Here is a 23,237-nt window from a genome sequence, read left to right as displayed (position 1 = left end):
TGCAAGCTTCCCAGCTAAGGACCATTCGCTTTACCGCCTTTGAACTTCAGCTGTGAACCTCTTGAAAAGGAACAGTAATGGCTGACGGGAACTCCCGTTACAGAGCTTAGAGCCGCAGGTGCCGTGTATTGGCTTTGCGGAAAAAAGGGTGGAACCACGATTCCGTTTATTCAACCTCGTCCCTTTCATAGGGGGCGGGGTTTTTATATGCAAAAAAAGGAGTGACAAAGATGTCAGATATGGTAAAAATCACATTTCCTGATGGAGCAGTCAAGGAGTTTGCGAAAGGAACAACAACAGAAGATATCGCGGCATCCATCAGTCCGGGATTAAAGAAAAAATCATTAGCCGGAAAACTGAACGGAAAAGAAATCGATTTGAGAACGCCGATCAATGAAGACGGTACAGTGGAAATCATTACAGAAGGCTCAGAAGAAGGTCTTCAAATTATGCGCCACAGTACGGCTCACTTGCTGGCTCAAGCGATTAAACGCATCTACAAGGATGTTAAATTCGGCGTCGGTCCGGTTATCGAAAACGGGTTTTACTACGATGTAGAAATGGACGAAGCGATTACACCGGAGGATCTGCCGAAAATCGAGAAAGAAATGAAAAAAATCGTTAATGCGAACCTTCCGATCGTTCGAAAAGAAGTCAGCCGTGAAGAAGCGAAAGCCCGTTTTGCGGAAATCGGCGACGACCTGAAGCTTGAACTATTGGATGCGATTCCTGAAGGAGAAACCGTTTCGATCTATGAGCAAGGCGAATTCTTTGACCTGTGCCGTGGCGTCCATGTTCCTTCAACCGGAAAAATCAAAGAATTTAAGCTGTTAAGCCTTGCTGGCGCATACTGGCGCGGCGACAGCAAAAACCAAATGCTTCAGCGCGTATATGGTACAGCTTTCTTCAAAAAAGCTGATCTTGAAGAGCATCTTCGTATGCTAGAAGAAGCGAAAGAACGCGACCACAGAAAGCTCGGCAAAGAATTAAAGCTGTTCGCGAACTCTCAAAAAGTCGGACAAGGCCTGCCGCTTTGGCTGCCAAAAGGCGCGACAATCCGCCGCGTCATCGAGCGTTACATTGTCGATAAAGAAATCAGCCTCGGCTATGAGCACGTATACACACCTGTGCTTGGCAGCAAAGAGCTGTATGAAACATCAGGGCATTGGGACCATTATCAGGAAGGCATGTTCCCTCCGATGGAAATGGACAATGAAACACTTGTATTGCGTCCGATGAACTGTCCGCACCATATGATGATTTACAAACAAGACATTCACAGTTATCGCGAGCTTCCGATTCGTATTGCGGAGCTTGGAACGATGCACCGCTATGAAATGTCAGGTGCGCTGTCAGGACTTCAACGGGTACGCGGAATGACGTTAAATGATGCACACATCTTTGTGCGCCCGGATCAAATTAAGGATGAGTTTATCCGTACAGTCCGTTTAATCCAGGATGTATATGAAGACTTCGGTTTAAGTGATTACACATTCCGTCTGTCTTACCGCGATCCGGAAGATACAGAGAAATATTTTGATGACGATGAAATGTGGAACAAAGCGCAATCCATGCTGAAAGAGGCAATGGACGAAATCGGCCACGACTATTACGAAGCAGAAGGTGAAGCGGCATTCTACGGCCCTAAACTTGATGTTCAGGTGAAAACTGCGATCGGAAAAGAAGAAACACTGTCTACGGTTCAGCTTGATTTCTTATTGCCGGAACGTTTCGACCTGACATACATCGGTGAGGACGGCAAGCAGCACCGTCCGGTTGTCATTCACAGAGGTGTCGTTTCAACAATGGAACGCTTTGTTGCCTTCTTAATCGAAGAACACAAAGGCGCGCTGCCGACATGGCTTGCGCCGGTTCAGTTCCAAGTCATCCCGGTTTCTCCGGCTGTGCATTTAGACTACGCGAAAAAAGTGCAGGAACGCCTGCAGCGTGAAGGCCTGCGTGTTGAAGTCGACAGCCGCGATGAAAAAATCGGCTACAAAATCCGTGAAGCGCAAATGCAAAAAATCCCGTACATGCTGGTGGTCGGTGACCAAGAAGCAGAAAACGGAGCGGTAAACGTGCGTAAATACGGAGAACAGAACTCTGAAACCATTTCACTTGATGAGTTTGTGAAAAAGGCAGTAGCTGAAGCGAAAAAATAAAATAAAAAGCATGATCTCATTGAAGAGATCATGCTTTTTTATTTCTCTAATATAGGAAACAAATCATGAAGGCTGCTGATGATGTAATCAGGCGTTACGTCAGTTTCGTTTTTCTTATCCGTCCGGTTGATCCAAACGGTTTTGATTCCGGCTCTTGAAGCGCCTAAAATATCAGTATTCAAATTATCGCCGACCATGATGGCATCGTCTTTTTCAATATTCATCAGCTTAAGGCAGTGTTCAAAAATTGAAACATCCGGCTTGCCCTTGCCGAATGCGCCCGAGATGACGATTTCATTGAAGTAAGGAGCGAGCTCAGGTACGCCGGCAAGCTTCTCCTTTTGCAGACTCGGATCGCCATTTGTCAAAAGCAATAATTCATACTTGCCTTTTAATTGATCGAGTACAGCAAAAGTTTCATCATATACAAACGGGCGTTTTCTACGCTCTGCCGCAAAAAACTCTCCCAAGTATTCGCCATATGCAGGATCATCGATCCCAAGCGCTTTCAGTCCGTTTGTCCATGCATTTCTTCTGTACTCCGGCACAATCTTGTTCAGCTTTTGAAAGCCTTCACTGATTGGCTCTGAGAAATTGGACCACAATCCTTCAAACGGGTTAATGCCGATCATCACTGTATATGGATACGTCTCATATGACATGTACAATTCTCTCGCCGCTTCGCGAACAGCTGCTTCGAATTCCTCAGGGGCAAGGCCATATTTTTTCTCCGCCTGTAAGCAAGTTTCTGCAAATGTTGTTCTGACGCTTTTCTCGTCCCAAAGTAGTGTATCATCTAAATCAAAAAATACGGCTTTCATGATCTTCTCCTCTGCTTCAGATTCAAATCTTTCTGCCAAAAGGCTCATGTTTTATTTTACAATAGATAAAAGCCTTGTGAAATATGTTTTCAGACGATTTTAAAAAAACAGTCAGCCGTAAAACGAAAACATGCTAGAATGAAAACGGAAAGAACAGGTGACATGAATGATTCATTTAATGATTATGATGCTGGAGAGAGTGGGGATTATTGTTATATTAGGGTTCATTCTCGCCCATACGAAACTTTTCAGACAAGCTCTTCAGAATCAGGACGGCTATAAAGGAAAAGCGATTTTAATTTCTATTTTTTCTCTTTTCAGCATCATCAGCAATTATACAGGCATCGAAATTCAAAGAAATATGATTGTAAACAATGACTGGGTGTTTACGATAGATCCATCGGGCTCTATCGCGAATACCCGTATTTTGGGCGTGGAAATCGGGGGCCTTCTCGGAGGTCCGTTTGTAGGGGCTGGGATCGGCATACTGGCGGGCCTGCATCGTTTTTCACTCGGTGGCAGCACGGCCTTAAGCTGTGCCGTATCATCTATTTTAGCGGGTGTTCTTGCAGGCTTGATCGGCAGGTATTTTACGAAGCGATATCGAATGCCGACACCGCGCATCGCCGCTCTTGTGGGAATCGGCATGGAGTCACTGCAAATGATCATTATTTTGCTGATGGCAAAGCCGTTCAGTGACGCTTGGGAGCTTGTCAGCATGATCGGAATTCCGATGATACTCATCAATGGAACAGGCAGTTTTATTTTTCTGTCTATTATTCAAGCGATCATTCGCAAGGAAGAACAGGCAAGGGCTCTCGAAACGCATCGAGTGCTGACGATTGCTGATCAGACACTTCCATTTTTTCGCCAAGGATTAAATGAAAACTCCTGTAAAAGTGTAGCGGCTATTATCCATAAGCTGACAGGAACAGATGCGGTGTCTCTCACTGACAAAGAAAAGATCCTTGCGCATGTCGGTGCGGGAATGGATCACCACATCCCATCGAAAAGCTTGATCACCGGCCTGTCCAAAAAGGTGATTAAAACAGGGCATATTATGAAGGCGATTTCGCAGGAAGAGATTGAATGCACGCATGCTGAATGCCCTTTGCACGCTGCAATTGTCCTGCCGCTGACATCGAACGGCAATACAATCGGCACCTTAAAAATGTACTTTAAAAGCCCGGCAGGCCTGAGTCAGGTAGAGGAGGAACTTGCCGAGGGGCTGGCCATGCTGTTTTCAACACAGCTTGAGCTTGGGGAAGCAGAGCTGCAAAGCAAACTTCTCAAGGATGCTGAAATTAAAGCGCTTCAAGCACAGGTGAATCCGCATTTTTTATTTAATGCGATCAACACGATTTCTGCGCTATGCCGTACAGATGTTGAAAAAACCCGTAAGCTCCTATTGCAGCTCAGTGTTTATTTTCGTTCAAACCTTCAAGGAGCGAGACAGCTGCTGATTCCGCTCTCAAAGGAGCTGAACCATCTTAACGCCTATTTGTCATTAGAACAGGCGCGTTTTCCCGGGAAATATAAAATTGAGCTTAATATCGACAGCAGACTGGAGCAGATTGATATCCCTCCGTTTGTTTTGCAGGTGCTTGTCGAGAACGCGCTTCGGCACGCGTTTCCGAAAAAACAAGACATATGCAAGGTTACAGTCTGTGTCTTATCTGATGATGCATCCGTCTATATGAAGGTGGCGGATAACGGACGCGGAATTCCGCCGGACGTCTTGTCGGAACTGGGAAAGAAACCGTTTCCGTCTAAGGAGGGAACCGGTACAGCGCTTTATAACCTAAATCAGCGGCTGATCGGTTTATTCGGACAGCAGGCTGCACTGCATATCAGCAGTGAGGTTCATAAAGGGACAGAGGTTTCCTTTCAAGTGCCAATGCAACAGATGAAAGAGGGAGAAGAACATGCTCAGGGTGTTAATAGTTGATGATGAGATGCTGGCAAGAGATGAACTGGCTTACTTGCTTAAGCGGACCAATGAGGAAATGGAAATCAATGAAGCGGAAAATATCGAATCCGCTTTTGACCAAATGATGGATCAAAAACCTGATTTGCTGTTTTTAGATGTTGATTTATCCGGAGAAAACGGTTTTGATATCGCAAAGCGATTGAAAAAAATGAAGCATCCTCCTGCTGTTGTGTTTGCGACAGCGTATGACCAGTATGCGCTCAAAGCGTTTGAGGTGGACGCTCTTGATTATTTAACCAAGCCTTTCGATGAAGAAAGAATTCAGCAAACGCTGAAAAAATATAAAAAAGTCAATCGGGATATTGTAGAAACAGAGCAAAACAGCCATGCTGGCCAGCACAAGCTCGCGCTATCTGTGGGGGAATCGATTGTGATTGTGGATACGAAGGACATTATCTATGCCGGAACAGAAGATGGTCATGTCAATGTAAAAACCTTCGATCATTCTTATACGGTCAGCGATACACTCGTTGTGATTGAGAAAAAGCTGCCGGATTCTGATTTTATCCGCGTCCATCGGAGCTTTGTCGTGAATACCGAATATATTAAAGAAATTCAGCCATGGTTTAATTCAACGTATAATCTGATCATGAAAGACGGATCGAAAATACCGGTCAGCCGGACATATGCGAAGGAATTGAAAAAGCTGCTCCATATTTGATGGGCGGCTTTTTGCATTTCAGCCATTTGATTCTGCAACTCAGACCCGCTATTCGGCAAGTTATCTTGTAAGCGCTTTATAACAGGGAATTCTTATTTATAATGAGGGTACCAAAGAGAAAGAGGTGAAGAAAATGAGTGCTAAAAAAGTGTACGGGTTTTTAACACAAGCATTTATTTTTGCCGTCATTATGCTGGTTTCGAATATGATTGCCGCTATTGTCCCAATACCTATCCCGGCATCGGTTGTAGGGTTGGTCTTATTATTTCTCCTATTATGTTTGAAAGTCATTAAACTGGAACAAGTGGAAACGCTCGGAACGTCTTTAACCTCTCTGATCGGATTTTTATTTGTTCCGTCAGGTATATCTGTTATGAATTCGCTTGGTGTGATGCAGCAATACGGCCTGCAAATTGTTCTTGTCATTCTGCTCGCAACGATTATTTTGCTGGGGGCTACGGGATTGTTTTCTCAGCTGATTCTTTCGCTGAGCGGAAAACGCAAAACCGCAGCGGACATGAAAACAAAAACAGTGCAAAGCCCGCAGAACAATAACGAACTCGTTCACCATTAAGGGAAACAGGAGGTTCTTCACATGGAAAGCACAATGAGTCCTTATTTTGGGATTGTCGTATCACTTGCTGCATTCGGCATCGGCACCTTTTTATTTAAGAAAACGAAAGGCTTCTTCCTTTTCACTCCTTTGTTTGTTGCCATGGTGCTGGGGATCGCATTTTTAAAAATCGGCGGTTTTTCCTACGCGGATTATAATAACGGGGGAGAGATCATTAAGTTTTTCCTTGAACCGGCAACGATCGCATTTGCAATTCCTTTGTACAAACAAAGAGATAAGCTTAAAAAATACTGGTGGCAAATCATGGCCTCCATTATTGCCGGCTCTATCTGCTCTGTCACGATTGTTTATTTGCTCGCTAAAGGCATTCATCTCGATTCGGCCGTAATGAAAAGCATGCTTCCGCAGGCGGCTACAACGGCAATTGCGCTTCCTTTATCAAAAGGCATCGGGGGCATCAGCGACATCACAGCCTTTGCGGTCATCTTTAACGCTGTCATCGTATATGCGCTCGGAGCATTGTTCTTGAAGGTGTTTAAAGTGAAAAATCCGATTTCTAAAGGATTGGCTCTTGGAACATCCGGACATGCACTTGGTGTAGCGGTCGGGATTGAGATGGGAGAAGTTGAAGCTGCTATGGCAAGCATTGCTGTTGTCGTAGTAGGAGTGGTAACGGTTCTGGTCATCCCAGTGTTCGTGCAGCTGATCGGAGGATAAGCCAAGGCTGAATGCCATGGCTTTTTTTATTTTATGGTGCGTCTTCGGGATCGATATACCCTTGTTTAATGCCCCATTCTACTTGATCGTCATGCCACTTTTTTCGTTCTTCATAACCATAACCATCGTCATCAGGAAGCTCTGAAGCTGGCTGTTGAATGGTTTTATCTGTCTGACTCGAGGAAGATGGTGGATTTTTACTATTAGATGAGGGTGCCTCGGTCTGCTGCCGTTGTGCCTGTGATTGCCGCTTTTTCTCAGCGTTCGCTTTCTGCTCTTTTTGGATTGCTGCCTGCCGCTGTCTTTCAAGTTCAGCTTGTCTTTCCGCTTCCGCTAATCGCTGTCTCTCTGCCGCCTGCTGCTCTGCTAATCTCTGTCTCTCAGCTTTTTCCTCCTGCTGTTTCTTTCGTTTCGCCTCCCGTTCTTTTTCAAGCTTTTTCTCGGCGGCGATTTGTCTTTGCTTTTCAGCTTCTTCTTTTGCCTTCCGTTTTCCTAACTCAGTAGCGAGTGGACTCTCGAACTTCATGTCTAATGAAACGGGTTTTAGTTTTTTTAGCTCTTTCTCCAGCTCCTTTTGAGGAAATGCTGCAGTTGTCTTAACAGTTTCGACTTTTGATTCGGAAGATGTGCTGCTATTCGAGCAACCGGTTAATATCAATGTGAAAAATAAAGCAAGCTGTATCAGTTTGTTCATGTGTCAGGCTCCCTTCTGCTTCTTATATCGGTCAGAGATTAACTTTGTTTTACATTTCTTCCTGTCGGTGGTTTTGTTGTAAATTGCGAAATAAGGGGGAATGGTTGGCTCTTTGCATTCTGGGTGGGGATGAAAGATTTTCTTTTTCTCTCTTGCGCTCATAGAAAACCCATGTTACAATGTAAAAGTTGTTCCGGATAAGTCGTCCTTGACTAAAGATCCGGTATTGTGTAGAATAGTTATTGAATTGAATATAAATCACAAGCAGAAGCACCCGCTTCTCACCTGATTGACACATGCATGTAGTTGGCAGGTTGACCGTACATTTTTATTGATACAGATGTTCGTAGTGTGGGTGTTTTATAATGCCCACACTTTTTGTTTGCCTGCAAAATGCATTCAAAATGAGTTGTGAATCAATTCGAAGAAACTATGGAGGTGGCTCATTATTAGCAAAGATCAATTGGTTAATGAGGGTATCCGTGCACGTGAGGTCCGTTTAATCGGACAAAATGGCGACCAGCTTGGAATCAAGTCCCGTCAGGAAGCACTTGAAATCGCCGGCCGCGCAAATCTTGACCTTGTGTTAGTTGCAGCGAATGCAAAACCGCCTGTCTGCCGAATCATGGACTACGGTAAGTTCCGATTTGAGCAGCAGAAAAAGGAAAAAGAAGCACGCAAGAATCAAAAAATCATTAACTTAAAAGAAGTTCGGTTAAGTCCGACAATCGATGAGCATGACTTTAACACGAAATTGCGCAATGCGATTAAATTCCTTGAAAAAGGCGATAAAGTGAAAGCTTCTATCCGCTTTAAAGGACGCGCAATCACTCATAAAGAAATCGGTCAGCGTGTATTAGACCGTTTCTCCGAAGCATGTGCTGAGGTTGCGACAGTCGAAACAAAACCAAAAATGGACGGCCGCAGCATGTTCTTAATGCTCGCACCGAAAAACGAAAAGCAATAAGGAGGAAATCCCATGCCAAAAATGAAAACTCACCGCGGATCTGCTAAACGTTTTAAAAAGACAGGTTCTGGGAAGTTAAAACGTTCTCACGCGTACACAAGTCACTTATTCGCCAACAAATCTCAAAAGCAAAAGCGTAAGCTTCGCAAGAGTGCTGTTGTAAGCGCAGGAGACTTCAAACGTATCAAACAAATGCTTGCTAACATCAAGTAATCGGATAAGGAACAATTAGGAGGGAAATTCAATGCCAAGAGTAAAAGGCGGAACTGTTACACGTAAGCGTCGTAAAAAGGTTCTTAAATTAGCAAAAGGTTATTTCGGTTCAAAACATACATTATACAAAGTAGCTAACCAGCAGGTCATGAAATCTGGAAACTATGCTTTCCGTGACCGTCGTCAGAAAAAACGTGATTTCCGTAAACTTTGGATCACTCGTATCAACGCAGCTGCTCGCATGAACGGCCTTTCTTACAGCCGTTTAATGCACGGTCTTAAGCTTTCTGGTATCGAAGTAAACCGTAAAATGCTTGCTGATCTTGCTGTAAACGATCTTACTGCATTCAATCAGCTTGCTGATGCTGCTAAAGCTCAATTAAACAAGTAATCATATAGAGCCGCTCTCCAGCAGAGCGGCTTTTTCTATATAAAGGATGAGGCAACATGATTATTGCAGCTTATTTGGTGTTAATTAATCTGTGCGGTTTTTGGGTGATGGGCATTGACAAACGCAAAGCGCAGCAGCACAAGTGGAGAATTTCTGAAGACCGGCTGTGGCTGATAGCCATCGTGTTTGGAGCGCTCGGTGTCTGGCTTGGCATGCAAACCTTCAGACATAAAACGAAACACGCTTCTTTTAAGTATGGAGTACCGCTTCTTCTGGTAATTGAAGCGATTCTCATCGCTATTTACTATAGCCCGTTTGATTTATAAAAAGCAGAAAAGCGTTTAACGCTCTTCTGCTTTTTTTGCGAGTTTAATGGGCTGGTCCCAGTCAATCTTACAATTTGGATATCGTTCCAGCACTTTTTCTTCAATGTTCTCAAAATCTTTTGCAGAGAAATGTTTCAGCTTCTCAGGAGATTCTGTCCAGACAAAGATCGTGTGAATAAACAGCGGATGATCCTTGGAAGGAATATGCTTTTCTCCCTCAAAAAGCACGCCTTTATACGTCAGCTGAAAATTCTTCCGGGTATTGTTTTGTTCATCAATAATATAAAAATGTTCTTTTGATTGGGCCAGCTTAAGCCTTCTCTTAGGATTCGCGACATATTTGACCACGGCATAAATACAATAAGCAAAAAGTGCAAGCAAAATAATCCTTAGAACCATGACAAACATTGTGTGAAGGCACCTCCCTTATTGTGATGATCTGATGTAATACGAAAAGCATAGAAAAAGGTTTCACTTTTTCTAAAAGAAAGCTGTAAAAACATATACCCGATTTTCAAGTGAAATAGTCGTATGGTTAGCGCCATGTTTTGTATAATAAGAATGCAGGACTGATGAAGGAGGGTTTGGAACATGGCAAAATTAGATGAAACATTGACCATGCTGAAAGATTTAACAGATGCAAAAGGCATACCGGGCAATGAAAGAGAAGTAAGGCAAGTGATGAAATCATACATAGAACCATTTGCTGATGAGGTGACAACAGATCGCCTGGGCAGTTTAATTGCCAAAAAAACTGGTGCAGAAAACGGCCCGAAAATTATGATCGCCGGACATTTGGATGAAGTCGGCTTTATGGTGACACAAATCACAGATAAAGGCTTTATCCGTTTTCAAACCGTTGGCGGCTGGTGGGCTCAGGTTATGCTTGCCCAGCGCGTCACCATTGTCACAAAAAAAGGAGAAATCACAGGGGTTATCGGATCTAAGCCGCCTCATATTTTGTCTCCTGAAGCAAGAAAAAAATCAGTGGAAATAAAAGACATGTTTATTGATATCGGAGCTTCAAGCCGGGAAGAAGCCTTGGAGTGGGGTGTACTTCCGGGAGATATGATGGTTCCGCATTTTGAATTTACGGTCATGAACAATGAAAAATTCCTACTCGCAAAGGCCTGGGACAACCGCATCGGCTGTGCGATTGCAATTGATGTGTTAAGAAACTTACAAAACACAGACCATCCAAATATAGTGTATGGCGTCGGAACCGTGCAGGAGGAAGTCGGCCTGAGGGGAGCGAAAACGGCTGCACACACCATTCAGCCTGATATTGCGTTTGGTGTTGATGTAGGGATAGCAGGCGACACGCCTGGCATTTCCGAGAAGGAAGCGCAGAGCAAAATGGGCAAAGGCCCGCAGATTATCGTTTACGATGCATCCATGGTCTCTCACAAAGGTTTGCGCGATGCAGTTGTAGCCACTGCGGAGGAAGCCGGCATTCCGTACCAATTTGATGCCATTGCCGGCGGCGGAACTGATTCGGGTGCCATCCATTTGACGGCAAATGGCGTTCCTGCGCTGTCCATTACTATTGCAACCCGCTACATTCATACGCACGCGGCCATGCTGCATCGTGATGATTATGAAAACGCGGTAAAGTTAATTACAGAAGTCATTAAGAAGTTAGACCGAAAAACGGTTGACGAAATTACGTACCGATAAAAAGATACGGAAGAATCCGCCTATTGAGGCGGATTCTATTTTTTTGTCTGTACAAATTACAGCATAGTGACTACAATAAAGAGGATACCGAAAATTTCCTGAACATGACGATATACGAGACGCAGCTCGATTTGACAGGAAGGGAGGGTAAACAATCTAATTTGTAAGCGCTCTCTAATATAAAGGAGGTTGAACAACATTGAAAAAGAAAAAAACATGGAAACGCTTCTTACACTTTTCGAGTGCCGCTCTGGCTGCAGGTTTGATATTCACTTCCGCTGCTCCTGCAGAGGCAGCATTTTGGGGTGCATCCAATGAGCTCCTTCATGATCCGACTATGATTAAAGAGGGGAGCTCATGGTATGCGCTCGGAACAGGGCTTACAGAAGAACGGGGACTGCGGGTGTTGAAGTCTTCAGACGCTAAAAATTGGACCGTACAAAAATCCATTTTTAGCACACCGCTATCGTGGTGGTCCAATTATGTGCCGAATTACGAGCCAAACCAATGGGCGCCGGACATCCAATACTATAACGGAAAGTACTGGCTGTATTATTCTGTTTCTACTTTTGGAAGCAATACATCTGCCATTGGCCTGGCATCTTCCACAAGCATTAGTTCGGGGAGCTGGAAGGACGAGGGCTTGGTGATTCGTTCGACAAGCTCAAATAATTATAACGCCATTGATCCGGAGCTGACATTCGACAAGGATGGCAACCCGTGGCTCGCGTTTGGCTCGTTTTGGACCGGCATTAAGCTGACCAAGCTTGATAAGAATACGATGAAGCCTACTGGCTCGCTCTATTCGATTGCAGCCAGACCGAATAATGGCGATGCCTTAGAAGCTCCTACTCTTACGTATCAAAATGGTTACTACTATTTAATGGTTTCATTTGATAAATGCTGTGCTGGAGTGAACAGTACGTACAAAATTGCTTACGGAAGATCTAAAAACATTACAGGCCCTTATCTTGATAAAAGCGGAAAAAGCATGCTCGAAGGCGGAGGCACCATTTTGGATTCGGGCAATGACCAATGGAAAGGACCTGGAGGCCAGGATATTGTAAATGGAAACATTCTTGTTCGCCATGCCTATGATGCCAATAACAACGGCATTCCGAAGCTTCTTATCAATGATTTGAATTGGAGCTCGGGCTGGCCGTCCTATTGAATCAAAAAGCCGGGGGGAGAGCCCGGCTTTTTTTAAAAGAAAAGATTGACAGTATAATAGTCAATTACTATAATGAAATTGTTCGTACAAATATTTATTTATAGGTTTATTATCTATCATTAGTACGTATCTTTTATAATTGAAAGCGTTTTATTTTATGAGAAAGGGGCAGTTTACATGCTTCAGACAAAGGATTATGAATTCTGGTTTGTGACAGGAAGCCAGCACCTATACGGGGAAGAGACGCTGGAACTGGTAGATCAGCATGCTAAAAGCATTTGTGAGGGGCTCAGCGGGGTTTCTTCCAGATATAAAATCACTCATAAGCCCGTCGTCACTTCACCGGAAACCATCAGAGAGCTGTTAAGAGAAGCGGAGTACAGTGAGACATGCGCTGGCATCATTACATGGATGCACACATTTTCCCCTGCAAAAATGTGGATAGAAGGCCTTTCCTCTTATCAAAAACCGCTTATGCATTTGCATACCCAATATAATCGCGATATCCCGTGGGGTACGATTGACATGGATTTTATGAACAGCAACCAATCCGCACATGGCGATCGAGAGTACGGTTACATCAACTCGAGAATGGGGCTTAGCCGAAAAGTCATTGCCGGCTATTGGGATGATGAAGAAGTGAAAAAAGAAATGTCCCAGTGGATGGATACGGCGGCTGCATTAAATGAAAGCAGACATATTAAGGTTGCCAGATTTGGAGATAACATGCGTCATGTCGCGGTAACGGACGGAGACAAGGTGGGAGCGCATATTCAATTTGGCTGGCAGGTTGACGGATATGGCATCGGGGATCTCGTTGAAGTGATGGATCGCATTACGGACGACGAGGTTGACACGCTTTATGCGGAGTATGACAGACTATATGTGGTCAGTGAGGAAACAAAACGTGACGAAGCAAAGGTAGCGTCCATTAAAGAACAGGCGAAAATTGAACTTGGCTTAACCGCTTTTCTTGAGCAAGGCGGATACACAGCGTTTACGACATCGTTTGAAGTGCTGCACGGAATGAAACAGCTGCCGGGACTTGCCGTTCAGCGCCTGATGGAGAAAGGCTACGGGTTTGCCGGTGAAGGAGATTGGAAGACAGCGGCCCTTGTACGGATGATGAAAATCATGGCTAAAGGAAAAAGAACTTCCTTCATGGAAGATTACACGTACCATTTTGAACCGGGAAATGAAATGATTCTGGGCTCTCACATGCTTGAAGTGTGTCCGACTGTCGCTTTGGATCAGCCGAAAATCGAGGTTCATCCGCTTTCGATTGGCGGCAAAGAAGACCCTGCGCGTTTTGTATTTAAAGGCATCAGCGGTTCTGCCATTCAAGCTAGCATTGTTGATATTGGCGGGCGTTTCCGCCTTGTGCTGAATGAAGTCAACGGCCAGGAAATTGAAAAAGACATGCCGAATTTACCGGTTGCCCGTGTTCTCTGGAAGCCGGAGCCGTCATTGAAAACAGCAGCGGAGGCATGGATTTTAGCCGGCGGTGCACACCATACCTGCCTGTCTTATGAACTGACAGCGGAGCAAATGCTTGATTGGGCGGAAATGGCGGGGATCGAAAGTGTTCTCATTTCCCGTGATACGACAATTCATAAACTGAAACACGAGTTAAAATGGAACGAGGCGCTTTACCGGCTTCAAAAGTAGAGGGGGATGTCACATGGCTTACACAATAGGGGTTGATTTTGGAACTTTATCAGGAAGAGCGGTGCTCGTTCATGTCCAAACAGGGGAGGAACTTGCGGCTGCTGTAAAAGAATACAGGCATGCTGTCATTGATACCATCCTTCCAAAAACGGGTCAAAAGCTGCCGCGCGACTGGGCGCTGCAGCACCCTGCTGATTACCTCGAAGTCTTGGAAACAACCATTCCGTCTTTACTCGAACAGACGGGCGTTGAACCGAAAGACATTATCGGGATTGGAATTGATTTCACGGCATGTACGATCCTTCCTATTGACAGCAGCGGGCAGCCGTTATGCATGCTGCCTGAATATGAAGAGGAGCCGCACAGCTATGTGAAGCTCTGGAAGCATCATGCGGCCCAAAAACATGCTGATCGGCTCAATCAAATCGCGGAAGAAGAAGGAGAGGCTTTTTTACAGCGGTACGGAGGAAAAATTTCATCAGAATGGATGATTCCAAAGGTCATGCAAATTGCCGAGGAAGCGCCTCACATTTATGAAGCGGCTGACCGGATCATCGAGGCTGCAGACTGGATCGTGTACCAGCTGTGCGGCTCGCTCAAGCGAAGCAATTGTACCGCAGGGTATAAAGCGATGTGGAGTGAAAAAGCGGGGTATCCGTCAGATGATTTCTTTGAGAAATTAAATCCTTCAATGAAAACGATTACAAAGGACAAATTGTCAGGTTCTATTCATTCAGTAGGAGAAAAAGCCGGCAGTCTGACTGAAAAAATGGCAAAGCTGACAGGGCTTCTCCCGGGAACGGCTGTTGCGGTTGCCAATGTGGACGCTCATGTTTCCGTACCGGCGGTCGGCATTACAGAGCCAGGGAAAATGCTGATGATTATGGGAACCTCAACGTGCCATGTTCTTCTTGGTGAAGAGGTGCATATCGTTCCAGGTATGTGCGGCGTTGTGGACAACGGAATTCTCCCGGGCTATGCGGGATATGAAGCCGGGCAGTCCTGTGTCGGCGATCATTTTGACTGGTTTGTGAAAACATGTGTCCCGCCAGCTTATCAAGAGGAAGCAAAGGAAAAAAACATTGGCGTTCATGAGCTGCTGAGTGAGAAAGCAAACCATCAAGCGCCAGGTGAAAGCGGCCTGCTTGCTTTAGATTGGTGGAATGGAAACCGTTCAACTCTTGTTGATGCAGATTTAACAGGGATGATGCTTGGCATGACACTGCTGACGAAGCCTGAAGAGATTTATAGAGCGTTAGTTGAGGCGACAGCTTACGGAACACGGATGATTATCGAAACATTCAAAGAAAGCGGTGTTCCGATTGAGGAACTGTTCGCAGCCGGCGGAATAGCTGAGAAAAACCCGTTTGTCATGCAGATTTATGCGGATGTGACAAACATGGACATTAAAATCTCTGGTTCACCGCAAGCCCCAGCCTTAGGATCTGCCATTTTCGGCGCGCTTGCAGCAGGCAAAGAAAAAGGCGGCTACGATGACATCAAAGAGGCAGCGGCGAACATGGGAAAACTGAAAGATATAACTTATACGCCAAATGCCGAAAACGCCGCGGTTTATGAAAAATTGTACGCTGAATATAAAGAGCTGGTTCATTATTTCGGAAAAGAAAACCATGTCATGAAACGTCTGAAAACGATCAAAAATCTTCAATTTTCATCTGCCGCCAAAAAGAATTGATAAAGGGTGATGGAGCATGCTTGAAACATTAAAAAAGGAAGTGCTGACTGCCAACCTGAAGCTTCAAGAGCATCAGCTGGTAACCTTTACGTGGGGAAATGTTAGCGGTATTGACCGTGAAAAAGAAAGAATTGTCATCAAACCTAGCGGAGTCGAATACAGCGACCTGACAGCAGATGACTTGGTTGTTTTGAACCTTGATGGAGAGGTCGTCGAAGGCTCGCTTAAGCCTTCTTCAGATACACCTACCCATGTTTATTTATATAAAGCCTTTCCGAATATCGGGGGAATTGTCCATACCCATTCTCAATGGGCGACAAGCTGGGCGCAATCGGGCAGAGACATCCCTCCGTTAGGCACGACCCATGCTGATTATTTTGACAGTGCGATTCCATGTACTCGAGAAATGTACGATGAAGAAATCATTCATGACTACGAACTGAATACAGGAAAAGTCATAGCGGAAACCTTTCAGCATCATAACTACGAACAGGTGCCGGGTGTGCTCGTGAATAATCACGGACCGTTCTGCTGGGGCACTGACGCCTTAAATGCCATTCATAACGCAGTTGTATTAGAAACGGTTGCCGAAATGGCCTATCACTCCATTATGCTGAACAAGGATGTAACCCCAATCAATACAGTCCTGCATGAAAAGCATTTTTATCGAAAACACGGAGCAAATGCGTATTATGGCCAGTCATGATACGCCTGTGTCACCAGCCGGCATTCTGATTGACTTGGACGGTACTGTATTCAGAGGAAATGAGTTGATCGAAGGAGCAAGAGAAGCGATCAAAACGCTTAGGAGAATGGGAAAGAAAATCGTCTTTTTAAGCAACCGGGGGAATATCTCCCGTGCCATGTGCAGAAAAAAACTTCTTGGCGCGGGGATTGAAACGGACGTAAACGACATTGTTCTGTCATCAAGCGTGACAGCGGCTTTTCTGAAAAAACATTATCGTTTTTCAAAGGTATGGGTGCTTGGGGAGCAAGGCTTGGTTGACGAGCTGAGGCTGGCCGGTGTGCAGCACGCGAACGAACCGAAGGAAGCGGATTGGCTCGTGATCTCCCTTCATGAAACGGTCACGTACGAAGATTTAAATCAAGCCTTTCAAGCAGCTGCCGGCGGCGCTCGTATTATTGCTACAAACAAAGACCGCTCTTTTCCGAACGAAGACGGAAATGCCATTGATGTGGCTGGAATGATTGGGGCGATAGAGGCTTCCGCACAAGCGAAGACTGAACTTGTTGTCGGTAAGCCGTCATGGCTGATGGCGGAGGCTGCCTGTACAGCAATGGGGCTGTCCGCACATGAATGCATGATTATAGGAGACAGCATTGAATCTGACATTGCGATGGGGAAGCTTTATGGCATGAAAAGCGCCTTAGTGCTTACTGGTTCTGCGAAACAGGGCGAACAGCGTTTGTACACACCAGATTATGTGCTGGATTCTATTAAGGATGTAACCAAATTGGCTGAGGAGGGGATTCTGATATGAATCGTATCGCAGCTGACGTTCAGCGTGCTTTTGAACACGCCGGAGAAAAGACGTTTCCTATAAAAGTTGAAGAAATTGTTCTCGGTAAACAAGCAGCTGATTCGCTTTTGAATTATGTAAAACGAAAAAACAATAAACATATTGTCCTTGTCTGCGACGCGAATACACACCGCATTGCAGGAATTGATCTGGAAAATCAGCTAAATCAAGAAGGATTTCAGGCCGAGTGCCTGATCATTCCAGAAAATGAAGCCGGAGATGTGACAGCTGATGAACGATCGCTCATTCATGTGCTGATCCATACGAAACAAACAACGGATGTCATGATCGCAGTTGGTTCGGGCACGATTCATGATATCGTCCGCTTTGCGGCGTTTCAAAGAGATTTGCCGTTTATTTCTTATCCGACTGCTCCATCTGTAGACGGTTTTACATCAGCAGGGGCGCCGATTATTTTATACGGTACGAAAACAACCATTCAAACGAAGGCCCCTTCTGCACTGTTCGCTGATCTGGATCTATTAAAAGCCGCACCCCAGTCAATGGTGGCGGCTGGGTTTGGTGACATGCTCGGTAAAATAACGTCTTTAGCAGATTGGGAAATATCCCGGCATCTTGCCGGCGAGCCTTATTCGCCAGCAGGAGCTAAGATTGTTCAGGAGGCGCTTGCTGCCTGCATTGAACACACAGAAGACATTGCGATGAAAACGGAAACAGGCATACAGGTTTTGATGGAGTCTTTAATCGTATCGGGGCTTGTCATGCTGGCATTAGATCATTCCCGCCCGGCATCAGGCGGAGAACATCATATTTCACATTGGATTGAGATGGAATTAATGGAGAAAAAACGGCCACAGATTCTTCATGGGGCAAAGGTGGGCTGTGCAGCTGTTTTATTAACTGACACATACAGAAAGCTTGCTAAGGATGACGGGCTGAACGAATTTTCACCGAGCCGGCGGCAAGCCATCCAATCGGCTTATCAAACTCTCCCGGAAGGAGAAGTGCTGGCTGATTGGCTGAGATCAGCCGGAGGCCCTGCGTATTTTGACGAAATCGGTGTCGGGCAGGATTCCGTCAAGAATGCCTTCAGACACGCGCACACCTTAAGAGACCGCTGCACCGGATTAAGAATCATTAATGAAAACAAAACGCTGATCAACCATGGTCTATATGAATAGCCCGCACCTCGAATGGAAGGGGTAACGCAGATGAAAAAAATGACTGTCTGTTTTCTTGTGCTCATGATGCTGCTGACATTAGTCATTGCTGGGTGTTCAGCAGAAAGATCATCCGGGAAGTCGGGTGAAACCGAGCTGACCTTTTGGACATTTAACGGACTTCATGAGCAGTTCTATGTAGAAATGGTGAAGGAATGGAATGAAAAATATCCTGACCGCAAAATTAAGCTGAATACGGTCGTTTATCCGTATGGACAAATGCACGATAACTTGTCTATCTCCTTAATTGCAGGAGAAGGCGTCCCTGATATTGCCGATGTCGAATTGGCCCGTTTTTCAAACTTTTTGAAGGGCTCTGACATACCGCTTGCCGACTTGACTCCGCTGATTGAAAAGGACCGCGATAAATTCGTTGAGGCGCGGCTAACCCTGTACAGCAAAAACGGCAAGCTTTACGGACTCGATACGCATGTAGGAACAACAGTCATGTTTTATAACATGGATGTTATGAAGAAAGCCGGCGTCAATCCTGACGATATTAAAACATGGGATGATTACCATAAAGCCGGACAGAAAGTGCGCAAAGTGACCGGGAAGCCGATGGGAACGGTGGAAACAAATGATTCCGGAACGTTCTTATCTATGATTTCACAGCAAAACTCAGGCTATTTTGATAAAAACGGCAAGCTGATCCTCAATAATGACACCAACGTAAAAACACTTCAATATTTAAAAGACATGATCAATGATAAAACGATGATTCCTGCGCCGGGCGGCGGGCATCACAGTGAAGAATACTACGGCTTTATGAACCAAGGAGGAGCTGCTTCAGTCCTCATGCCGATTTGGTATATGGGAAGATTTATCGATTATATGCCTGATCTGAAAGGGAAGATTGCCATCAGGCCGCTCCCGGCATGGAAAGAGGGAGGCGACCGCTCGGCAGGTTTGGGCGGTACGGCAACCGTTGTGCCGAAGCAAGCCAAGCATGTTGAGTTAGCAAAAGAGTTTTTAGCCTTTGCGAAGGGTTCTAAAGAAGGAAACAAAAAGCTCTGGAGCGTACTTGGGTTTGACCCGCTTCGCTGGGATGTTTGGAGCTCCAAGGAATTGAAAGAGAAAAACAAATACACGGATTACTTCCAAAACGGAACAGGCATTTTTTCCGTGCTGCTCGATATCAAGGATGAAATCAATCCGATTTATTTACATGAGGATTTTGCCAAGGCTTCAGACCTTGTCAACAGAAGCGTGTTGTTCGACGCACTTAAATCTCAGCAAAAAACGCCTAAACAGGCCTTGGACAGAGCGGCAGGTGAACTGAAACAGAAATAGAATCCCATTCAAAAAGTGAAAGCGGGGAGGTTCTCATGAAACCTGTGAAAACAGGAACGGTTCATCCCGTTCCTTCAGCTGCGAAACAATCAGGCTGGCGAGATCTATTTTATTCAAAAAAAGCGGCGCCCTATCTGTTTACAGCGCCATTCGTTTTATCCTTTCTCGTATTTTTTCTATACCCCATCATTAGTGTCTTCATCATGAGCTTCCAAAGAATTTTGCCGGGAGAGGTGTCCTTTGTCGGATTGACTAATTATACAGCGCTAAACAACCCGACGTTCTATACCGCCCTTTGGAATACGCTGGAATACACCTTTTGGACGCTGATCGTGCTGATTCCTGTCCCATTGCTTCTGGCCATATTCCTGAATTCAAAGCTGGTCAAATTTAGAAATATATTTAAATCAGCGCTATTCATCCCGGCATTGACCTCCACCATTGTAGCGGGGATCATTTTTCGGCTGATCTTCGGAGAAATGGAAACGTCTCTGGCCAATTCCATCCTACTCAAACTCGGCTTTTCACCTCAGAACTGGATGAACAATGAACATACCGGCATGTTTTTGATGGTGCTGCTTGCTTCATGGAGATGGATGGGAATCAACATCCTTTACTTTTTAGCCGGTTTGCAAAATGTGCCGAAAGAGCTGTACGAAGCCGCTGATATAGACGGCGCGAATACAATGAAAAAATTTCTGCACATCACGCTGCCGTTTCTTAAGCCTGTAACCGTATATGTACTGACCATCAGCATCATCGGCGGATTCAGGATGTTTGAGGAAAGCTACGTCCTTTGGCAGAATAATTCCCCGGGTAATATTGGTCTGACGCTTGTCGGATATTTGTATCAGCAGGGGCTTGCCTACAACGAAATGGGGTACGGAGCGGCCATCGGCATCGTGCTTTTGATTGTGATCCTTGTTGTCAGCCTGATTTCATTAAAGCTGTCAGGCTCGTTTAAGGGGGAGGGATAAATGTTGCGGCACAGTCCTCAGTTCAGCGTTTATAGAATTGCGCTAACCCTGTTTTTTATTATGCTGAGCCTATTGTATCTTTTTCCGATTTTCTGTTTGCTTTTAGGATCATTAAAGCCGTCATCTGAGCTTTTGCGTGTGGGGCTCAATCTTGACATTGATCCTAAAGTAATGAGTCTTGATAATTATACATTTCTGTTTAACGGCGGAAGCATTTATTTCAAATGGTTTTTTAACAGTCTTGTACTTGGGCTTTTCACAACCGTGCTCACCCTGTTTTTTTCTTCGATGATCGGGTACGGGCTTGCGGTTTATGATTTTAAGGGCAGAAACATCATCTTTGTTCTTGTGCTGATTATCATGATGGTTCCGCTGGAAGTGATGATGCTTCCACTGTTTAAGCTTACCGTCGGACTGCACTTGATCGATTCATATACGGGTGTCATATTGCCGTTTATCGTTTCACCTGTTGCCGTTTTCTTTTTCAGGCAATATGCTCTTGGCCTTCCAAGAGATCTGCTGGACTCTGCAAGAATGGACGGCTGTACGGAATTCGGCATCTTTTTCAGGATTATGGCACCGCTGATGAAACCGGCTTTCGGCGCGATGATTATCCTTCAGTCCTTAAACAGCTGGAACAACTTCTTGTGGCCGCTGATTGTGCTTCGGTCGAAAGAAATGTTTACGCTTCCAATAGGGCTGTCCAGCTTGCTGAGCCCTTATGGAAATAATTACGACATGCTTATATCCGGCTCAGTATTTGCGATTTTGCCGGTGATTATCATTTTCTTGTTTTTCCAAAAGTACTTTATCTCCGGCCTGACGGTAGGGGGAGTCAAAGGTTAATGAAGGAGGAAACGTGTGATGAAAAAAGCGCGAATGATTGTAGACAAAGAATATAAAATCGGTGAAGTAGATAAACGAATTTATGGCTCGTTTATCGAACATATGGGTCGTGCGGTATATGAAGGCATATACGAGCCTGATCACCCTGAAGCGGATGAAGATGGGTTTAGAAAAGATGTTCAGTCGCTGATCAAAGAATTACAGGTTCCCATCATCCGCTATCCGGGCGGAAACTTTTTATCCGGATACAACTGGGAGGACGGTGTCGGACCAGTCGAAAACCGCCCGAGACGGCTTGACTTGGCATGGCAAACGACAGAAACCAATGAAGTGGGAACAAATGAATTTTTATCTTGGGCAAAAAAGGTGAACACTGAGGTCAATATGGCCGTCAACCTTGGTACAAGAGGCATAGATGCCGCCCGTAATCTCGTTGAATATTGCAACCATCCGAAAGGCTCTTACTGGAGTGATTTAAGAAGATCGCATGGCTATGAACAGCCGTATGGCATCAAAACATGGTGCTTAGGAAACGAAATGGATGGACCGTGGCAGATCGGCCACAAAACAGCTGATGAATACGGACGGCTAGCCGCAGAGACGGCAAAGGTCATGAAATGGGTTGATCCATCAATTGAACTTGTTGCCTGCGGCAGCTCAAACAGCGGCATGCCGACCTTTATCGATTGGGAAGCGAAGGTGCTGGAGCATACGTACGAGCATGTTGACTATATCTCTCTTCACACCTACTACGGAAACCGGGATAACAATCTGCCAAACTACTTGGCCCGTTCTATGGATCTGGATCATTTTATCAAATCCGTCGCTGCAACCTGTGACTATGTAAAAGCAAAAACACGCAGCAAGAAAACAATCAATCTTTCTCTGGATGAATGGAACGTCTGGTACCACTCAAATGAGGCTGATAAAAAAGTCGAGCCGTGGATCACTGCGCGTCCGATTTTAGAGGATATTTACAATTTTGAAGATGCCTTATTAGTCGGCTCTCTGCTCATTACGATGCTGCAGCACGCAGACCGTGTGAAAATTGCGTGTCTTGCACAGCTTGTCAATGTCATCGCGCCGATCATGACGGAAAAAGGCGGAGAAGCATGGAGACAGCCGATTTTCTATCCATACATGCATGCTTCTGTTTACGGAAGGGGCGAGTCACTGAAACCGCTTATTTCTTCTCCTAAGTACGACTGTTCTGATTTCACTGATGTGCCATATGTTGATGCTGCTGTTGTGTACTCTGAAGAGGAAGAAACCCTCACTATTTTTGCGGTAAACAAGGCTGAGGATCAGATGGAGACGGAGATTTCGCTCAGAGGCTTTGAATCCTACCAAATCGCAGAACACATCGTACTTGAGCATCAGGATATCAAAGCGACAAACCAGCATAACAGAAAAAATGTCGTCCCGCATTCCAACGGAACATCGTCTGTCAGCGAAAACGGCTTAACTGCTCATTTCACGCCGCTTTCCTGGAATGTGATCCGCCTGAAAAAACAGTCATAAGAGAAGCTAAGCCGGAGATTTCTCTCCGGCTTGTCTTTCAACTGCCACGAGCCGGCCCGTTCAAGCCGGCTTTTTGTATAGGAAAAAATGACCGCTTTTCACCATGAAATTGTGATATATTTATGAAAAACAGCAAAGGGGATGGGAGAA

The 23,237-nt window shown here is 45.1% G+C and carries 23 protein-coding genes and 1 other annotated feature; of the genes, 20 read left to right on the top strand and 3 right to left on the bottom strand.

Annotation, left to right across the window (positions count from 1 at the left end; all coding sequences use genetic code 11):
• The first annotated feature begins 230 nt into the window (after positions 1–230).
• On the top strand, positions 231–2,162 hold the full coding sequence (thrS, locus tag AC0OMA_RS14505; RefSeq protein ID WP_014480529.1) for a threonine--tRNA ligase: 1,932 nt from the start codon (positions 231–233) through the stop codon (positions 2,160–2,162).
• Between the two features lie 38 nt (positions 2,163–2,200).
• On the opposite strand, the gene AC0OMA_RS14500 is transcribed toward thrS, so the two are convergent.
• Positions 2,201–2,983 carry an HAD family hydrolase gene (locus AC0OMA_RS14500; protein ID WP_015251491.1) on the bottom strand — a complete coding sequence of 261 codons (783 nt, stop codon included), beginning with the start codon at positions 2,981–2,983 and terminating at the stop codon, positions 2,201–2,203.
• A gap of 166 nt (positions 2,984–3,149) precedes the next feature.
• Between AC0OMA_RS14500 and lytS the strand changes: the two genes are divergently transcribed.
• From lytS to lrgB, 4 genes are all read left to right on the top strand, one after another.
• The gene (lytS, locus tag AC0OMA_RS14495) at positions 3,150–4,931 is read left to right on the top strand and encodes a two-component system sensor histidine kinase LytS (protein ID WP_015384334.1); all 1,782 of its coding nucleotides are present in this window, start codon (positions 3,150–3,152) and stop codon (positions 4,929–4,931) included.
• Complete coding sequence (gene lytT, locus AC0OMA_RS14490) at positions 4,909–5,634, top strand: two-component system response regulator LytT (RefSeq protein ID WP_015251493.1); 726 nt, start codon at positions 4,909–4,911, stop codon at positions 5,632–5,634. The genes lytS and lytT overlap by 23 nt, the downstream gene beginning before the upstream one ends.
• 133 nt (positions 5,635–5,767) lie before the next feature.
• The gene (lrgA, locus tag AC0OMA_RS14485; RefSeq protein WP_014477620.1) at positions 5,768–6,208 is read left to right on the top strand and encodes an antiholin-like murein hydrolase modulator LrgA; all 441 of its coding nucleotides are present in this window, start codon (positions 5,768–5,770) and stop codon (positions 6,206–6,208) included.
• Between the two features lie 21 nt (positions 6,209–6,229).
• Positions 6,230–6,925 (top strand): antiholin-like protein LrgB, encoded by a 696-nt coding sequence (gene lrgB, locus AC0OMA_RS14480; RefSeq protein WP_003229482.1) that lies wholly within the window; start codon positions 6,230–6,232, stop codon positions 6,923–6,925.
• 31 nt (positions 6,926–6,956) lie between these two features.
• Here lrgB and AC0OMA_RS14475 read toward each other — a convergent pair whose 3' ends face one another.
• On the bottom strand, positions 6,957–7,619 hold the full coding sequence (locus AC0OMA_RS14475) for a lipoprotein (RefSeq protein WP_015384331.1): 663 nt from the start codon (positions 7,617–7,619) through the stop codon (positions 6,957–6,959).
• Positions 7,620–7,875: 256 nt separating this feature from the next.
• Positions 7,876–8,006, top strand: a sequence feature (ribosomal protein L20 leader region).
• 58 nt (positions 8,007–8,064) lie between these two features.
• Between AC0OMA_RS14475 and infC the strand changes: the two genes are divergently transcribed.
• The 4 genes from infC to AC0OMA_RS14455 are packed head-to-tail and all read left to right on the top strand — an operon-like array spanning position 8,065 to position 9,516.
• The gene (gene infC / locus AC0OMA_RS14470; RefSeq protein WP_010886591.1) at positions 8,065–8,586 is read left to right on the top strand and encodes a translation initiation factor IF-3; all 522 of its coding nucleotides are present in this window, start codon (positions 8,065–8,067) and stop codon (positions 8,584–8,586) included.
• Between the two features lie 12 nt (positions 8,587–8,598).
• Positions 8,599–8,799, top strand: coding sequence for a 50S ribosomal protein L35 (gene rpmI, locus AC0OMA_RS14465; RefSeq protein ID WP_003222418.1), 201 nt, complete (start codon positions 8,599–8,601; stop codon positions 8,797–8,799).
• Positions 8,800–8,830: 31 nt separating this feature from the next.
• Complete coding sequence (gene rplT / locus AC0OMA_RS14460; RefSeq protein WP_003222420.1) at positions 8,831–9,190, top strand: 50S ribosomal protein L20; 360 nt, start codon at positions 8,831–8,833, stop codon at positions 9,188–9,190.
• A 56-nt stretch (positions 9,191–9,246) separates the two neighbouring features.
• Entirely contained in the window at positions 9,247–9,516 is a 270-nt protein-coding gene (locus AC0OMA_RS14455; RefSeq protein ID WP_003229490.1) for a DUF1294 domain-containing protein, read from the top strand.
• A gap of 15 nt (positions 9,517–9,531) precedes the next feature.
• Here the strand turns inward: AC0OMA_RS14455 and ysdB are convergent, their stop codons facing one another.
• Positions 9,532–9,924, bottom strand: coding sequence for a sigma W pathway protein YsdB (gene ysdB / locus AC0OMA_RS14450; RefSeq protein ID WP_003229493.1), 393 nt, complete (start codon positions 9,922–9,924; stop codon positions 9,532–9,534).
• Between the two features lie 183 nt (positions 9,925–10,107).
• On the opposite strand from ysdB, the gene AC0OMA_RS14445 reads away from it, so the two are divergent.
• The 11 genes from AC0OMA_RS14445 to abfA all read left to right on the top strand — a co-directional run bounded on the left by AC0OMA_RS14445 (position 10,108) and on the right by abfA (position 23,087).
• The gene (locus tag AC0OMA_RS14445) at positions 10,108–11,193 is read left to right on the top strand and encodes a M42 family metallopeptidase (RefSeq protein WP_474222207.1); all 1,086 of its coding nucleotides are present in this window, start codon (positions 10,108–10,110) and stop codon (positions 11,191–11,193) included.
• Positions 11,194–11,392: 199 nt separating this feature from the next.
• Positions 11,393–12,364 (top strand): arabinan endo-1,5-alpha-L-arabinosidase AbnA, encoded by a 972-nt coding sequence (gene abnA / locus AC0OMA_RS14440; RefSeq protein ID WP_015384330.1) that lies wholly within the window; start codon positions 11,393–11,395, stop codon positions 12,362–12,364.
• 177 nt (positions 12,365–12,541) lie between these two features.
• Positions 12,542–14,032, top strand: a complete 1,491-nt coding sequence (gene araA / locus AC0OMA_RS14435) for an L-arabinose isomerase (protein ID WP_015384328.1) — start codon at positions 12,542–12,544, stop codon at positions 14,030–14,032.
• 13 nt (positions 14,033–14,045) lie between these two features.
• Positions 14,046–15,728 (top strand): ribulokinase, encoded by a 1,683-nt coding sequence (araB, locus tag AC0OMA_RS14430; RefSeq protein ID WP_474222206.1) that lies wholly within the window; start codon positions 14,046–14,048, stop codon positions 15,726–15,728.
• Between the two features lie 16 nt (positions 15,729–15,744).
• A complete protein-coding gene (gene araD / locus AC0OMA_RS14425) occupies positions 15,745–16,434 on the top strand; it encodes an L-ribulose-5-phosphate 4-epimerase (RefSeq protein ID WP_015384326.1) in 690 nt (229 codons plus the stop codon).
• Entirely contained in the window at positions 16,412–17,230 is an 819-nt protein-coding gene (gene araL, locus AC0OMA_RS14420) for a sugar-phosphatase AraL (RefSeq protein ID WP_080344279.1), read from the top strand. The genes araD and araL overlap by 23 nt, the downstream gene beginning before the upstream one ends.
• Positions 17,227–18,411, top strand: a complete 1,185-nt coding sequence (gene egsA / locus AC0OMA_RS14415; protein WP_047183000.1) for a sn-glycerol-1-phosphate dehydrogenase — start codon at positions 17,227–17,229, stop codon at positions 18,409–18,411. The genes araL and egsA overlap by 4 nt, the downstream gene beginning before the upstream one ends.
• Before the next feature lie 30 nt (positions 18,412–18,441).
• Positions 18,442–19,743 (top strand): ABC transporter substrate-binding protein, encoded by a 1,302-nt coding sequence (locus AC0OMA_RS14410; RefSeq protein WP_047182999.1) that lies wholly within the window; start codon positions 18,442–18,444, stop codon positions 19,741–19,743.
• 35 nt (positions 19,744–19,778) lie between these two features.
• On the top strand, positions 19,779–20,720 hold the full coding sequence (locus AC0OMA_RS14405; RefSeq protein ID WP_047182998.1) for a carbohydrate ABC transporter permease: 942 nt from the start codon (positions 19,779–19,781) through the stop codon (positions 20,718–20,720).
• The gene (araQ, locus tag AC0OMA_RS14400; protein WP_015251504.1) at positions 20,721–21,566 is read left to right on the top strand and encodes an arabinose ABC transporter permease AraQ; all 846 of its coding nucleotides are present in this window, start codon (positions 20,721–20,723) and stop codon (positions 21,564–21,566) included.
• 18 nt (positions 21,567–21,584) lie between these two features.
• Entirely contained in the window at positions 21,585–23,087 is a 1,503-nt protein-coding gene (gene abfA / locus AC0OMA_RS14395; protein ID WP_003222445.1) for an alpha-L-arabinofuranosidase AbfA, read from the top strand.
• The last annotated feature ends 150 nt before the right edge of the window (positions 23,088–23,237 follow it).

Source organism: Bacillus sp. AMCV2, from assembly GCF_056033925.1.
The sequence above is the reverse complement of the archived record's forward strand: the minus strand, read 5'-3'. Positions and strand labels throughout refer to the sequence as shown.